Here is a 13,694-nt window from a genome sequence, read left to right on the forward strand (position 1 = left end):
AAGTCTCCGGTTCAGGACGGCTCGTGAGCCCTACCGCAACGGATTACGAGCCGTCCTGACGCTGGAGGACGGGCGGGTTGAAGCGGGAAGAAACGGCGTCGCTCCAACGAAGGGGAACGGCGCCGGCGATCTCGATGACGTCGGTGACGGTGAATTCGACCAGTCGTTCAGCGCCCGGCACGGCGGCGGCGTTCTCGGGATCCCAGTCGGTGCGGGCCGTGCCGGTCAGGTGCAGGACGGCACCCGTGCGCCAGTCGGGAAGCAGGAGCCCGGCCCGCGGATTGACCTCCAGATTGCCCAGCGTGTTGAACATGGCGTTGCCGACGTAGTCGGGCCAGCGCAGCACTGTCGGCGACACCACCTCGATGAATCCCGGGTTGCCGCCGCGGTGGGAGGCGTCGGCGTTGCCCTCTCCTTCGGAGGTGGCGATGAAGAACGTGTCCGCACCGCCGATCCACCGCTGCTGGTCGCTGGTGAGGGTTCCAGAACGTTGAGGACGCCCAGGGGCAGTGGCCGGCTCCCACTGGTGCTCCCGTTTCTGGATGTACTTGGGGCAGTTCGAGTACACCTGGTCGAGCTTGACGTGCAAGCCGTGCTCAGTAGGTACGGCCTGCCCGTTCAGCCGCATCCGGCGATGCCGGGACGGTTCGATCGCGAGCATCCCGACCGGCGCAGGCGTGCGAAGTCGTTCATAGAGCGGGTCGCCAACACCGGGGCGGGCATCGATGGTGAGCGTGCCGGCGTCCTCGGCGTGCAGGAAGCCGGGCTGCCCGGTGAGCAGCGTCGCCCATAGCCGTCCGTCGGTGTCGGCGGCGCCGAGCACCAGCATCGGCTGCTGGAGCAGGAACTTCCGCGCCACTTCAGGGATCTCTGAACGGATGGCGCGTGCGGAGAACCCGCCCTGGTCGAGCAGACCGGCGCGCCGCTGGGCGGCCCGTTCGCCCTCGTGGTAGACGTCGACCGCCACAGCGGCCTCCTTCCGGGTGAGTGGTTAGAAGAAACCGCAGGTCGGGGCGGCCCCGCTGGGCGCGGGGGCGGTGTCGGCGCCGGTGGGCGCGTAGATCTCCAGGCGCGTCCCGTCGGGGTCGGTGAAGAAGATCCCGCCGGACGAGACGCCCTCGCCGTGCGGGACGACGCCGTCGTGGACGAGTTCGGCGCCCAGGTCGCGCAGCACCCGTTCGGCGGCCTTCACCTCGTCGATCGTTTCGACCTGGAACGACAGGTGGTGCAGGCCCGCGGAGCGGGTCGCGAACGTGGTGTCGCTCTGCTCCCACAGGGTCAGGACCAGCCGGCCGTCCCGTCCGAGGAAGGCCCAGCGGCGGCTCGGGTCCTTGCTCTCCGCCTGGACCTCGAATCCGAAAACGCGCAGGTAGAAGGGCAGCGACCGGTCCAGGTCGTTCACGTTCAGCCCGACGTGTCCCGTTTGCAGCGCCTTGATGGCGGCTGTCTCCATGACGCACCTCACTAACCCCCGGGCGGCCACGCCCAGGCTCGACTAACTGTCTATCGGAACATAGACGGTTAGAAAATGATCGTCAACCGGCTAAGGCGCGTTAGGTGGGTAGAATCCGTACCGTGCAGCAGGAACGCGGTGTGCAGCGGCAGGAGAGCGCGGACCCTCGACTGCTGGTCGGGGAGCCGCTCAGCCTGGACCTCGTCAACACCCTGTGGGTGGACGATCGCGTCCATCGCGACCTGCTCGACTCCACCGACGGCCTGGCCATCTGGCTGCGTTCGGCAGGGCTGGACGATCGAGCTGTGGCCGACCGGGCGACGCTCGACGCCACGATGGAGACGCGCGAGATTCTTCACGCGCTCCTCGCCGAAAACCCGTCCCCGGAAACGGTGGACGCGTTCAACCGCGTCCTCGATCGCGGAGCCTTGCACTACCGGCTAGGCCCCAACGGACGGGAAGAGCATCCGCGGACCGACGACCCCGCATGGCTGCCGGCCTGGCTGGCCGCCACCGACTACCTCCGGCTCACGACCGAGGCCCCCGCACGCGTCAAGCACTGCGCGCATCCCGACTGCGTGCTGTACTTCTTCGACGCGACCAAGAGCGGCACCCGCCGCTGGTGCTCGATGGCCATCTGCGGCAACCGCGCCAAAGCCGCCCGCCACTACGAACGCGCCAAGACCAGCCGCTGACAGGCCGCTGACCCGGCCGGACGAATCACAAGGCCGCACTCAACCGACCAAAAACCGGCTTCTGATCGCCAGAGTGATGTCGAGGACGCCTGGGGCGCTCCGACCTACTCGGGAGGGCGCCGTCCGCCGACGGCCGACGGCCTCCACAACGCACCCGAACGGGGAAGGACCGACATGTCACGCAACACCGACACCGTCACCAGGTACATCGACGGCTTCCGCAAGAACGATCACGCGCAGATCCTGTCCTGCCTGACCGACGACATCGAGTGGACGGTCTTCGGCGGCTTCCACCTGACCGGAAAGGACGCCTACGACAAGGCCATCGACGGGCCGCCGGAGTTCGTCAACCCTCCGCACCTGGAGGTCGTGCGGATGGTCGAGCAGGACGACGTCGTCATGGCGGAGATGACCGGGACGGTGAAGCGGGCCGCGGGCGGCGAGATGCGCATGTCCATGGCGGAGGTGTTCGTCATGCGCGACGGCAAGATCGCCGAACGCCGCGCCTGGGTCGTCGAGCTGAAGGAGAACCACTACCGCTGACACGAGGGCGGCTCGGTCGACGGCAACGACGCCCGAGCCGTCCCACCGCTGACCTGCGGCGCTCAGAGGGTGGCGGCCCAGGCCAGAGCAAGGGTTGCGGTCGCCGCGATCAGCCAGGTCGTGTAGTCGCCGATGCTGCCGCTGTGGACGGTCTTCACCGCGATGATCGGTGGCCTGATACATGCCCGTAGCGGCTTTTGTAGGCGGGTCGGAAGGCGTTGCCACCAGAGACCGACCGCCGCGAGTAGGAAGGCCCCCGCGAAGGAGAGCGCCCCGTAAAGCCAGTCGCGCAAGGGGATGCCGTGTTCGGGGAGAGGACGAGGCGGCGGTGCGATGCCTTGGGTCACCAGGCGGGCATGGGACGCGTGGTCGTGCAGGTCGGCTGCCGCCTTTATCGCGTGAGCAGGCAGGTCGGGAGCGAAGGCCAGGAAGTAGCCGGTGGCTGCCAGGAGCAAGGGCGCGATCAAAGGCCATAGGCGGTGGTGGCCGTCGACACGATGGGGTTCGGTTTCCTGGCTGGTCAGGGTCGGATCCTCAGCGGGACCCCAGCCCAGGAAGATGCGGGCCGCCGCACGCAGTACCGCCGCCGCGCTGATCGCTATGCAGACGGCCAGAACGGGCGCCACCCACGCATAGCCGGCGCTTGCCAGCGCGTCGTAAACAAGAGTCGCGGATTGGAACGGCCCGAAGCCGGGAGGAGTGGCCAAGCCCGCGGCACAAATGGTCAGGAGCACTGCCAGCGCAAAAGGGCCCGCGCGGCCACGGCCATGCAAAACCGTTTCGTCCGACGAGCCCAGCCGCACGATCAGCATGCCCAGGCACAGCATCAGTGCGCCCCGCAACAGCCCGGCGGTGATGATGTACATGACCGAGCCCGCCAGCCCCTCAGCCGTAAGCGTCGCAATGCCCGCCAGGACCACACCCCCATTGCTGACGGTCATGAACGCCAACTGCCGTTTCAGGTCCGCTTCCAGGAAGCACATGACGGCACCCAGGACCGCGCTGAGCAGCGCCAGGCCCAGCAACGCGTGGCGTACGGCGTCGTCGTCGCCGAGCGTCGGGGCGAAGACGGTGGCGTGGACGCGGGAGTACACGTCGTACGCCAGGTCGCTCATCACGGCGGTGAAGATGGCGGCCGCCGGGGCGGTGGCCACGCTGTAGGCGTCCGTCAGCCAGAAGTGGAAGGGGACGGTCCCCGCCTTCACCAGGAATCCGACCGTGATGAAGGTGAGCGCAAGCACCAACAGCCCGGACGGGTGATGCTGCTCCAGCGCCGTGCCGATGCCGACCAGGTTGAGGTTGCCGGTCCGCCCGTAGAGGACGCCGATCCCCATCAGCAGGGTCAGCGTCCCGATGGTGTTGAGGATGGCGAAGTCCAGTGCGCCCTGCAGCACTTCCGGACGCTTCACGTGGTAGCCGCTGAGCGCGTACGCGGCGACGCTCATCAGCTCCAGGAACACGAAGATGTTGAACAGGTCCCCGGACAGGACGAACCCCACCATGCCGGCAAGGAAGGCCAACATCAGCGAGTAGAAGAGATGGCGGATGTTCTCGAAATGCCCCCACGAGAACACCAGCGCACCGAGGACGGCCGCCGCCGCCAGGGTCGCCTCCGCAGCGGCCAGCGGGTCGACGACGAAGCCGATCCCCCAGGGAAACCCGCCCTGGACCGGAGACCAGCCCCCGAACCAGTAGACGATCGTGCCGTCGGTCGAGTGCAGGGTGAGGACGAGGCTCAGGCCGGTCACGGCAGCGGCGCAGGCGATGGCGATCGCGTCCGGGAGCAGGCGGGGCAGGTGCTGCCCCACGGCGGCCAGTAGCGCGGCGCAGACCAGCGGCAGCGCGACGACGAGAGGAACGAACTGGTTCATCCGCGGGTCGGACGCATCTCTTCCGGGTCCACCGTCCCGGCGTGCCGGTGTGCCTGCAGGGCCAGGGACAGGACGAGCGCGAGGACGACGACGCTGACCACGATGTCGGTGAGGGTGAGGGCCTGGACCACCGGGTCGGTGAGCGGCGTGCCCGGTGCCTGCCCCTTGGTGACGGGCGGCGACGCCCCGCTGCGGTAGCCGACCGCCAGCAGCAGCAGGTACGTGGACGACTGCATGATGTTCAGGCACACGCCGAGGTGGATGTAGCTGCGGCTGGTCGCCACCCCGTACAGGCCGGCGACGAACAGCACCCCGGCGACCACGTACGGGTAATAGATCACTGGTCCGCCCTGGCGTCGGACGGCTGCGTGTACTCCTCGATGAACTCGCGGTAGATGAGGACGAAGGCGGCGGTGACCTCGACACCGGCGGCCCAGTTCAGCGCGGCGGTCGTACCGCCGGAGGCGAGGGTCCCGGCCGATCCCAGGGGGAGGGTGTTCGTCAGGAAGGCGGCGCCTGCGGTCAGCCCCAGGAAACCCAGTGCCACGTAGGCGGCGGCACCCAGCCCCTCGGTCGCGTCGAGCAGCGTGGTCGGCGCAAGGCGGCGGAAATGGCGGTGGCCGCCTGCCAGCCACAGCAGCAGCGCGCCGCCGGACGCGAGCACGCCGCCCTGGAACCCGCCGCCCGGAGTGATGTACCCGAAGCTGATCACCCACAGGCCGAACAGGAGCAGCACGGGAGCGAGCACACCGCCGACGGTGCGGACGGCGTCGCTGGTGACGTTGTCGGGGGGCGGACGTCCGGTGGCGGCTTCGCGGCTCGACCGCAGCAGCAGGACGAGGCCCATCACGGCCGTGAAGAGGATGAACTCCTCGATCATCGTGTCCATGCCGCGGTAGTCGAACATCACGGCGGTCACGAAGTTGGTGATGTGGCGCTGCCCCTGGGCGTTCTGGTTGATGAGACGGCCGTACTCCCCGATTCGGGCGCCGAAGTCCGGAAGGCCGGTGTAGCCCCAGATGAGGACGCTGAGGATCGCCGCGAGCGGGGGCAGCACCAGCACCCGCCGCCACCGCGCCTTCATCCCTTTCCCCCGCCATGGGTCTTGTAGATGACGGGCAGCAGCACCATCGGGACGCCGATCGACGACACCGCGATCTCCGCGATCGCCACGTCCGGCGCCATCAGCAGCGCGAACACCATGACGAGCGACAGCCCGAACAGGCTGAAGACGACGACCTGGCGCAGCGGGTCGCGGACCAGCACCGTCCCCACGGCCAGGACGCCGGCGAGGGTGAGCGCGATCGCCTGCAGGACGGTCGTGAGCGCCGCGGCGGTCATGAGCCGGCCTCGCGGTCGTGCAGCATGCGCCGCGCCGCTCGTCCGACCGCGTGGGTGACCACTGGGCTGAGCAGCAGGAGTACGGCGGCCGCGGTGACGACCTCGACCGTGCTGGACACCGATCCCGCGCCGCCGGTCACCACCACGGACGTGCCGATGAGCGCCGGTCCGACGGTGGCGGACGCGGCGGTGTAGTGCAGCCGGTCGAAGACGTCGCGCATCCACCAGACGCCGACGCAGCACGCGAGCTGGGCGGCCACCCCGGCCCAGAGCAGCACCTGCGCGGCGAGTTCGGCGGCGCTCACGGCAGCCGGTCCAGGAAGCGGGCGAAGACCAGGCCGCTGACGACGACGCAGACGGCGGTGATCAGCGCGAGGGAGGAGAAGGACGACTGCTGCAGCCCGGTGGTGAGGCAGATCAGCACCAGCGTCGCCTGCGCTCCGACCGTCTGGAGGGCGGCCACGCCGTCGATCGCCTTGGCGCGGAGGCCGACGACCAGCAGCGGCAGCCATCCGGCGAGGAGGACGGCCGCCGCGAGGAGGAACAGGGGCCGGGTCATGGTCACGACGGAAGCTCCGATCGCCGGTCCGGTCGCAGGTCGTGGAGCAATCGCCGTCCTGTTTCGGGTGAGATGTCGAGGACGTAGCAGTTCGGCGACCAGGTGGCCACGAGCTGCACCCAGGCCCGGCGTCCCGAGGGCACGGGGCCGTGGCCGGCCTCGCTCGCGTCCTCCCGGAAGGTGCCCACTTCGCGCCGTCCGGTGGCGACGGACGCGGCGAGCACGCGGACGACGATCGAGAAGTCCACGACCATCGCGACCGTGGCCGCGCCGAGCTCGCGGCACCAGGCCCAGCGTCCGCGCGCGTCCAGCAGCCCTTCCTCGGTGACCAGCAAGGCGCTTACCGCGGCTACGAGTGCCATGGCCGCTCCCCACACGGCGTTCAGCCAGGACCATTCACCGACGAACAGCGTCCAGAGGGCGAAGAGGGGCGGCCACCAGAGCAGTAGCCGGAGCACGCGAACCCTTGGCGTCGTCCCCTCCGACTGGCCGGCCATGTGGCGCCTCCCCGAAACCGGCGGCCGCCCGTCGCCGAGGCAGGCCGTCCTTCCCCACCTGCCCGCCCGACCCTCTTCGTAATCATCTGTTCACTGTTCGTACTCAAGAGGGCGCTCGCCCCCACACTTCCCGTCACGCCTGCTCCAAAGGCGTATCCAGCCGTTCCAGATGAAAGCCGGGGACAAGGGGCCTAGGCTCTCGTGTCACGTTCTGAATCCGTATGGAGGCCGACCGTGGACATCATCAGCCGGAAGGAGTGGGGAGCCCGCGCTCCGCGGTCCCGCTCGACGGTCTCGTGGGGGGCCCGCACCGAGTTCGTCGTCCATTACTCCGAAGGCCCCACCACGCAGACGGTGCGGTCCATCCAGGACTTCCACATGGACGGCAACGGCTGGGCCGACATCGGCTACAACTTCCTGGTCGACGTCAAGGGCCGGATCTACGAGGGGCGCGGCTGGCTGACGGTCGGCGCGCACGCGCCGGGCCACAACTCGTCCGGCATCGGCGTCTGCATGATCGGACGGGACGGCGACGCGACCGCGGCGGCCAAGCGGTCCATCCGGGCGGTCTACGACGAGGCGGTCCGCCGCAAGGGCGGCGGCCTGAAGAAGCTCGGGCACCGGGACGTGTACGCCACGAGCTGCCCCGGCGACCAGCTGTACGCGTGGGTGCGGGCCGGGATGCCCGCCTCCGGTTCCGGCGGCGGCTCCGGCGACGGCTCCGGCGACGGCGACGCGCCGGACTACGTGTCCGTCGGGATGGCCGCGGCGCAGGACCTGCCGCCCGGCGAGTGGGTGACGGTCCGCTGGGACGACGAGTACTCCGACTCGGCGCACCACCACCGGAACGCGGGCGGACCGTCCTTCATCGAAGGGCCCGCCCAGTACGCCCTCGTCGCGAACGTCCGCGTCGAGGGGCTGGCGCGGGGCACGCGGCTCCAGGCGCGGGTGATCGAGCGCGCCGACTCCGACGGCAGCGTCGAGGTCGGGTCGACCTCCGAGCACGTCGCCTTCGACGGGGCGACGTTCCTGCACCACGACGTGGCGGCGGACGTCGTGGGCAACGGCCGCCGGGTCCGGTTCCAGGTCATCCAGCACGGCACCGGCACGGGACGGGTCACCGGAGGCAGCGCCAAGGGCCTTATCTGGTCCATCTGAGACCTCGCCCAACGCCCGCCTGAGGTCACCCCGGAGAAGCGCGGCCGCCCCACCGGATCGGTCAAGGCCGGTGATTTCGCCGATGCGTGCGGCGCCGCGCCGGGTCACAGTTCAGGGGTTCGGTTCCCCCCACCCCTGGAGGCTTCATGAAACGGGTCCTCGGGTCGCTCATCGCGCTCTGCGCGGCGCTGGCGACGTTCGGGCTCGGCCTCGCGGCACCGGCCAACGCCGCCGGACCGCGGCCCGTCGTCTTCGTGCACGGCTACACCGGCAGTGCGTCCAACTGGGTCACGGCCATGTCGGTGTTCCGCGCCGCCGGCTACAGCAGCGACCAGCTGTTCGCCTACGAGTACAACTCCTACGGCGACAACAAGCAGAACGCCGCCGGGCTGGCGTCGTACGTGAACCAGGTGAAGTCGCGGACCGGCGCGTCGCAGGTCGACATCGTCAACCACTCCATGGGCGGCCTGGTCAGCCAGTACTACCTGAAGGTCCTGAACGGCAACCCGAACGTGGCGCACCTGGCGTCGATCGCGGGCGCCAACCACGGGACGACGTACGCCACCGCGTGCACCATCTTCGAGACGTGCCGCCAGATGCTCCCGGGCTCGTCCTTCATCCAGCAGATCAGCGCGGGGGACGAGACGCCCGGCAGCACGCAGTACGCCACCTGGTACTCGCCGTGCGACGGCATCATCATCCCCTACACCAGCACCCGCCTGGACGGCGCGAACAACCACTACGTCCCCTGCCAGACCCACATCGGCTTCCTCGCCGACGCGGTGGTCCTCGGCGCCATCGCCCAGTTCACCAAGAGCTAGCCGGCACCGACGAGCACACGTGGCGGGACGTCCTCGGGGGGACGTCCCGCTTCGTCGTCCCAAGCGCGCGCGAGCCGACACAGAACTGACCTGCCAATCCGGAACGAACCCGCACGGTTACTCTGAGTGCATCAGGGCGAGCAGGTCATCGGGGGAGGCGGGCTTGTGCGGTGGTTCGGGAGCGGCCTCGTGGCCGGGATGGCGCTGAGCGTCGGGTTGGTGCTGGCCGGGTGCGGCGGAGGGTCGGACAACGGGACGTCCGGCGAAGGAACGCCGGGGACCGGCACACCGACGGGCGGGACGCCGAAGACGAGCGCGCCCGGCACCCGTGCCGCGTCGCCGGTGAGCGGGAAGGTGATCGTGCTCGACCCCGGTCACAACGGCGGCAACGCGTCCCATCCGGAGGTGATCAACAAGCAGGTCTTCATCGGGAACGGCCGCAAGCCGTGCAACACGGTCGGGACGAGCACGCCCGATGGCTACGCCGAGCATGCCTTCACCTGGGACGTGGCGAACCGGCTCGCGCGCAGGCTGCGGGACGAGGGCGCGAAGGTCACGCTGACCCGCGAGAACGACACCGGCGTCGGGCCGTGCATCACGGAGCGCGCGGCGATCGCCAACCGGGCGCGCGCGGACGCGGCGCTGTCGATCCACGCCGACGGCGCCGCCGCGTCCGGGCACGGGTTCCATGTGATCGTTCCGGCGCCGGTCGGCGAGAACAAGGGCATCGTGGACGCGTCCCGCCGGCTGGGCCTGGACATCCGCGACGCCTTCCACGCCGGGACGGGCCTCCCCTTCGCCACCTACGTCGGGAAGGAGGGCCTGGACCGGCGCGACGACCTCGGCGGGCTGAACCTGTCCACGGTCCCGGCCGCGTTCATCGAGTGCGGCAACATGGCGAACGCGGGCGACGCGGCCAAGATGTCCAGTGCCTCGTTCCGGCAGCGCATGGCCGACTCCCTCGCGCAGGGTTTCGATAGGTACTTCCAGTGAGACGCGTACTTCCAGTGAGACACGCGCTTCCGGCGAGAAGGGTGCTGTTTGCCGTTCACTGGGCTTAAAGGGCCGCTTGTCCGGCTACACGAGCGGTCGACGGGGACGCCACCGGACGAACGGACGATGACCATGGCCCGTAGACGGGGACACAGCGCACCGCTCAACTGGGAGATGCTCCTGGGGTTGGCGGCGTTCGGATTCATCCTCTATGTGTGGGTGTGGGCGGCAACGCAGGGCGGCCCGCCCTGGTGACCGCCCTCGTTCGCGAAACTCTGGGCGCCGCCGGGTCTCCGGCGACGACCGGCACGGGCCGCGCCCGGCGCTGATCGTTCAGACCTGCACCGGGCGCGGCCCGTGCTCGACGTCCGGGCGCTGCGACGCCGCCCGGACGTCCTAGCGGGCCATCAGCGCGCGAAGGGACTTCGCGATCTCCGCCGGGTCCTCCTCGGCCATGAAGTGACCGCAGGTCACGGTGGCGTGGTGGAGGTCGGACGCCCAGGCGCGCCAGAGGGCCACGGCGTCGTAGCCGAGCGCGGCGCCCCAGTCCTGCTGGAGGACGGTGACGGGCATCCGCAGCCGGTTGCCGGCGTCGCGGTCGGCCGTGTCCTGGTCGACGTCGATCGTGGCGGACGCGCGGTAGTCGGCGACGATCGACGGGATCGCGGCGCGGCAGGCGTCCAGGTAGGCGGCGCGGACGTCCGGCGGGATCGCGGACGGGTCGTTCGCCCACAGGTCGAGGAAGTGGCCGAAGAACGCGTCCGGGGCGCCGGCGATCAGCTGCTCGGGGAGGCCGGGCGGCTGGGCCATCAGGTAGAGGTGGAAGCCGACGGCGGCGGTGGTGCCGTGCATGACGTCCCACATGTCCAGGGTGGGCAGGACGTCCAGGATGGCCAGGTGGGTGATGGTGTCGGGGTGGTCGAGACCGGCACGGAAGGCGACGAGGGCGCCGCGGTCGTGCCCGGCCAGCGCGAACCGCTCGTGGCCCAGGGCGCGGGCCAAGGCGACGATGTCGGCGGCCATGGTCCGCTTGGAGTAGTCGGCGTCGGCGCCTTCCGGCTTGTCGCTCTCCCCGTATCCACGGAGGTCGGGGACGATGACGGTGTGGTCGGCGGCAAGGTCGCGGGCGACGTGCCGCCACATCAGGTGGGTCTGCGGGAAGCCGTGCAGAAGGACGATAGGCGAGCCCGACCCGCCGACGGCCACGTTCAGGGAGACGCCGTCCGCGACGGGGACGCGCTTGTATTCGAATCCGTTGATGTTTGCCATGACCTCAGGTTGCCCGCCGCCAATGAGCATCCGATGAGCGCGCTATACGGTGGCTTGGGTGGACGTCCTGTTCGGGGTACTCGGGCCGGTCACGGCCTGGGACGGCGACGGGAACACCATCGCCTTGAAGGGGCCGCGGCACCGCGCCGTCCTGGCCCGGCTGATCATCGCGCGCGGACGCGTCGTCCCGGTGTCCCTTCTGGTGGACGACCTGTGGATCGATCCCCCTTCGGACGGGGTCGGGGCGGTCCGTACCTTCGTGGCGGCGCTGCGGCGCGTCCTGGAACCCGGCCGTCCGCCCCGGACGCCGTCCCGGCTGCTGGTGACCGAGGGCCCCGGGTACGCGCTGCGCCCCGGCCCGGACGGGGTGGACGCCTGGCGCTTCGAGGACGCCGTGACCGAGACCGGCCGTCCCGCGAACGGCCGATCCGCGAACGGCCGTCCCCCGGCCGACCGTCCCGCGTCCGAGTTGCTCGCCGCGCTGGACGAGGCGCTCGGCTGGTGGCGCGGCCCCGCCTACGCCGAGTTCGCCGAGGAGCCGTGGGCGCGCGCGGAGCGGTCCCGGCTGGCGGAGCTGCGGCTGCGCGCGGCCGAGCGGCGGGCGGAGGCGCTGCTGGCCCTGGGCCTCGCCGCCGACGCCGTCCCGGATCTTGACGCGCACGTCGCCGAGCACCCTTGGCGGGAGGACGCGTGGCGCCTGCTGGCCCTGGCCCTCTACCGCACCGGCCGTCAGGGCGACGCGCTCGCAGTGCTTCGCCGAGCGCGCGGCCTTCTCGTAGAGCAACTGGGGGTCGACCCAGGCCCGGAGTTGCGTCGCCTAGAGGAGGACATCCTCCGCCAGGCCGACCGCCTGGACCCCGCCCAGGACGCGGCGACGCGCGTATGGGCGAAGGCGGCCGAGACGTACGACCGCACGGTGGCGACCGGAGCGCGGGCCCGGCTGGAGTCGACCGTGGGCATCCTGCGCAACCTCGCGATGACCGGCGGCGGGGGCCTGGAGGCGGCGCGCGAGCAGCGGCTGCCGGCGATCCTGGCGGCGGAGGAGCTCGGCGACGCCGACCTCACGGCGCGGGTCATCGGTGCGTACGACGTCCCGGCGAACTGGACCCGGTCGGACGACCCGCGGCAGGCCGCCCAGGTCGCGGCGGCGGCCGAGCGGACCCTCGCCGCGCTCCCGCCGGGCCGCGCCGCCGCGCGGGCCCGGCTGCTGGCCACGATCGCGCTGGAGTCGCGCGGCACCGGCACGCCGCGGGCGCGCGAGGCGGCCCGGGAGGCGGAGGCGATCGCCCGCGGCCTGGACGACCCGGCGCTGCTCGCCTTCGCGCTCAACGGCGTCTACATGCAGACCTTCGAGCGCGCCAGCCTGGCTTCCCGGCGGGACGCGATCGGCGCCGAGCTGGTCGAGCTGTCCGCCCGGCACGACCTCGCGACCTACGAGGTCCTCGGGCACCTCATCCGGCTCCAGGCGCGCGGCGCGCTCGCCGACTTCGCCGCCGCCGACGAGCACGCGGCCACCGCCGGGCGGCTGGCCGAGCACCATGAACGTCCGCTGGTGGGCGTGTTCACCACCTGGTACCGGGCGATGCGGCTCGCCGCGTCCGGCGCCCCCATGGCCGAGGCCGAGGCGGCCTACCGGGACGCGGCCGAACGCATGCGGGGCTCCGGCATGCCCGGCCTGGAAGACGGTCTCCTGCCGCTGGCGCTCCTCTGCCTGCGCGTCCAGCACCGGCAGCCCGCCCAGACCGACCCGGCCGACTGGGGGCCTTACGAGCCGTGGGCCCGTCCCCTGGTGCTGCTGGCGCGCGGCCGTCCGGACGAGTCTGCGGCCGCACTCCGGGACGTCCCGGACCCGCCGCACGACCTGCTGTTCGAGGCCCTGTGGTGCCTGATCGCCACCGCCGCCCTCGCCGTGGACGACCATGAAACGATGCGGCGCGCCCACGACGCCCTGGCCCCTGCCGCCGGTGAACTGGCGGGCGCAGGCAGCGGCGTCATCACCCTCGGCCCGGTCTCCCGCTACCTGGACGACCTCACCGCCTCCCTCCGCGCCTGACCGGCCGGGCTCACGCGGGCGGCGGCCCCGGGTCGCCGCCCAGGACGACGGCGGTCCCCATCAGCGCGTAGCGGTCCACCATCACGTGGCTGGAGAAGGTCGCGAACCGCAGCCCGACAACGGCATGCGCACCTCGCGAGACCGCCGACATGGCGAGCGACTCAAGCCCCTGCCCGATGTCCGTCGCCACGGTCCAGACGGGCCAGGCATGCGTCACCGGCGGGCTCCCGTCGATGGGAACCGAGTCGGTCGTGTAAATGGGGATCACCGGCCACATCCTCGCCACGGCCCTGAGCCATGGCAAACCCCCTGGCACACCCCGGCCTGGGCCCGCTGTCGAGCGGGGACGGCGTGATCCCGGGGTTTACCTGTTACGGGCCGTTCAATTGCTCCTTTTCGGGTAGGTGCGCACCCGAAGCAGTGGTGGAGAGGAGAGAGCGC

At 70.9% G+C, this 13,694-nt stretch carries 17 protein-coding genes; 6 read left to right on the forward strand and 11 right to left on the reverse strand.

All coding sequences use genetic code 11. The features are described 5' to 3' along the window. Positions 1-43 precede the first annotated feature (43 nt). A complete protein-coding gene (locus tag AB0K34_RS16195; protein ID WP_364549291.1) occupies positions 44-967 on the reverse strand; it encodes a pyridoxamine 5'-phosphate oxidase family protein in 924 nt (307 codons plus the stop codon). Positions 968-991: 24 nt separating this feature from the next. After that, the gene (locus tag AB0K34_RS16200) at positions 992-1,453 is read right to left on the reverse strand and encodes a VOC family protein (protein ID WP_364549294.1); all 462 of its coding nucleotides are present in this window, start codon (positions 1,451-1,453) and stop codon (positions 992-994) included. A 122-nt stretch (positions 1,454-1,575) separates the two neighbouring features. On the opposite strand from AB0K34_RS16200, the gene AB0K34_RS16205 reads away from it, so the two are divergent. Continuing rightward, positions 1,576-2,148 (forward strand): CGNR zinc finger domain-containing protein, encoded by a 573-nt coding sequence (locus AB0K34_RS16205; RefSeq protein ID WP_364549297.1) that lies wholly within the window; start codon positions 1,576-1,578, stop codon positions 2,146-2,148. 174 nt (positions 2,149-2,322) lie between these two features. Then, positions 2,323-2,691, forward strand: coding sequence for a nuclear transport factor 2 family protein (locus AB0K34_RS16210; RefSeq protein WP_364549300.1), 369 nt, complete (start codon positions 2,323-2,325; stop codon positions 2,689-2,691). A gap of 62 nt (positions 2,692-2,753) precedes the next feature. Here AB0K34_RS16210 and AB0K34_RS16215 read toward each other — a convergent pair whose 3' ends face one another. Genes AB0K34_RS16215 through AB0K34_RS16245 form a run of 7 tightly spaced genes read right to left on the reverse strand, consistent with a single transcriptional unit; the run spans position 2,754 to position 6,824 of the window. Further along, the gene (locus tag AB0K34_RS16215) at positions 2,754-4,562 is read right to left on the reverse strand and encodes a complex I subunit 5 family protein (RefSeq protein WP_364549303.1); all 1,809 of its coding nucleotides are present in this window, start codon (positions 4,560-4,562) and stop codon (positions 2,754-2,756) included. Continuing rightward, positions 4,559-4,903 (reverse strand): sodium:proton antiporter, encoded by a 345-nt coding sequence (locus AB0K34_RS16220; protein WP_138635522.1) that lies wholly within the window; start codon positions 4,901-4,903, stop codon positions 4,559-4,561. Before AB0K34_RS16220 ends, AB0K34_RS16215 begins: the two co-directional genes overlap by 4 nt. Continuing rightward, a complete protein-coding gene (locus AB0K34_RS16225; protein ID WP_364549306.1) occupies positions 4,900-5,646 on the reverse strand; it encodes an MnhB domain-containing protein in 747 nt (248 codons plus the stop codon). The genes AB0K34_RS16220 and AB0K34_RS16225 overlap by 4 nt, the downstream gene beginning before the upstream one ends. After that, positions 5,643-5,903, reverse strand: coding sequence for a DUF4040 domain-containing protein (locus AB0K34_RS16230; protein ID WP_138635524.1), 261 nt, complete (start codon positions 5,901-5,903; stop codon positions 5,643-5,645). The genes AB0K34_RS16225 and AB0K34_RS16230 overlap by 4 nt, the downstream gene beginning before the upstream one ends. Then, the gene (locus AB0K34_RS16235; RefSeq protein WP_364549309.1) at positions 5,900-6,208 is read right to left on the reverse strand and encodes a monovalent cation/H(+) antiporter subunit G; all 309 of its coding nucleotides are present in this window, start codon (positions 6,206-6,208) and stop codon (positions 5,900-5,902) included. Before AB0K34_RS16235 ends, AB0K34_RS16230 begins: the two co-directional genes overlap by 4 nt. Continuing rightward, positions 6,205-6,462: a monovalent cation/H+ antiporter complex subunit F gene (locus tag AB0K34_RS16240; RefSeq protein WP_364549312.1), complete on the reverse strand. Its 258-nt coding sequence runs from the start codon at positions 6,460-6,462 to the stop codon at positions 6,205-6,207. The genes AB0K34_RS16235 and AB0K34_RS16240 overlap by 4 nt, the downstream gene beginning before the upstream one ends. A 2-nt stretch (positions 6,463-6,464) precedes the next feature. Continuing rightward, the gene (locus AB0K34_RS16245; protein ID WP_364549315.1) at positions 6,465-6,824 is read right to left on the reverse strand and encodes a hypothetical protein; all 360 of its coding nucleotides are present in this window, start codon (positions 6,822-6,824) and stop codon (positions 6,465-6,467) included. 369 nt (positions 6,825-7,193) lie between these two features. Here AB0K34_RS16245 and AB0K34_RS16250 point away from each other — a divergent pair, with 369 nt between their 5' ends. The 3 genes from AB0K34_RS16250 (at position 7,194) to AB0K34_RS16260 (ending at position 9,931) form a co-directional block, all read left to right on the forward strand. After that, a complete protein-coding gene (locus AB0K34_RS16250; protein WP_364549318.1) occupies positions 7,194-8,117 on the forward strand; it encodes an N-acetylmuramoyl-L-alanine amidase in 924 nt (307 codons plus the stop codon). Between the two features lie 146 nt (positions 8,118-8,263). Continuing rightward, positions 8,264-8,938: an alpha/beta fold hydrolase gene (locus tag AB0K34_RS16255; protein ID WP_364549321.1), complete on the forward strand. Its 675-nt coding sequence runs from the start codon at positions 8,264-8,266 to the stop codon at positions 8,936-8,938. 126 nt (positions 8,939-9,064) lie between these two features. Then, positions 9,065-9,931, forward strand: coding sequence for an N-acetylmuramoyl-L-alanine amidase (locus AB0K34_RS16260; RefSeq protein ID WP_364549324.1), 867 nt, complete (start codon positions 9,065-9,067; stop codon positions 9,929-9,931). Positions 9,932-10,327: 396 nt separating this feature from the next. Here the strand turns inward: AB0K34_RS16260 and AB0K34_RS16265 are convergent, their stop codons facing one another. Continuing rightward, positions 10,328-11,200 carry an alpha/beta hydrolase gene (locus tag AB0K34_RS16265; protein ID WP_138635529.1) on the reverse strand — a complete coding sequence of 291 codons (873 nt, stop codon included), beginning with the start codon at positions 11,198-11,200 and terminating at the stop codon, positions 10,328-10,330. 58 nt (positions 11,201-11,258) lie between these two features. Between AB0K34_RS16265 and AB0K34_RS16270 the strand changes: the two genes are divergently transcribed. Next, positions 11,259-13,253 carry a BTAD domain-containing putative transcriptional regulator gene (locus AB0K34_RS16270; RefSeq protein ID WP_364549327.1) on the forward strand — a complete coding sequence of 665 codons (1,995 nt, stop codon included), beginning with the start codon at positions 11,259-11,261 and terminating at the stop codon, positions 13,251-13,253. A 10-nt stretch (positions 13,254-13,263) separates the two neighbouring features. Here the strand turns inward: AB0K34_RS16270 and AB0K34_RS16275 are convergent, their stop codons facing one another. Continuing rightward, positions 13,264-13,521: a hypothetical protein gene (locus AB0K34_RS16275; protein WP_364549330.1), complete on the reverse strand. Its 258-nt coding sequence runs from the start codon at positions 13,519-13,521 to the stop codon at positions 13,264-13,266. Positions 13,522-13,694: the final 173 nt, after the last annotated feature.

The organism is Actinomadura sp. NPDC049382 (genome assembly GCF_040677125.1).
GTDB lineage: Bacteria > Actinomycetota > Actinomycetes > Streptosporangiales > Streptosporangiaceae > Spirillospora > Spirillospora geliboluensis.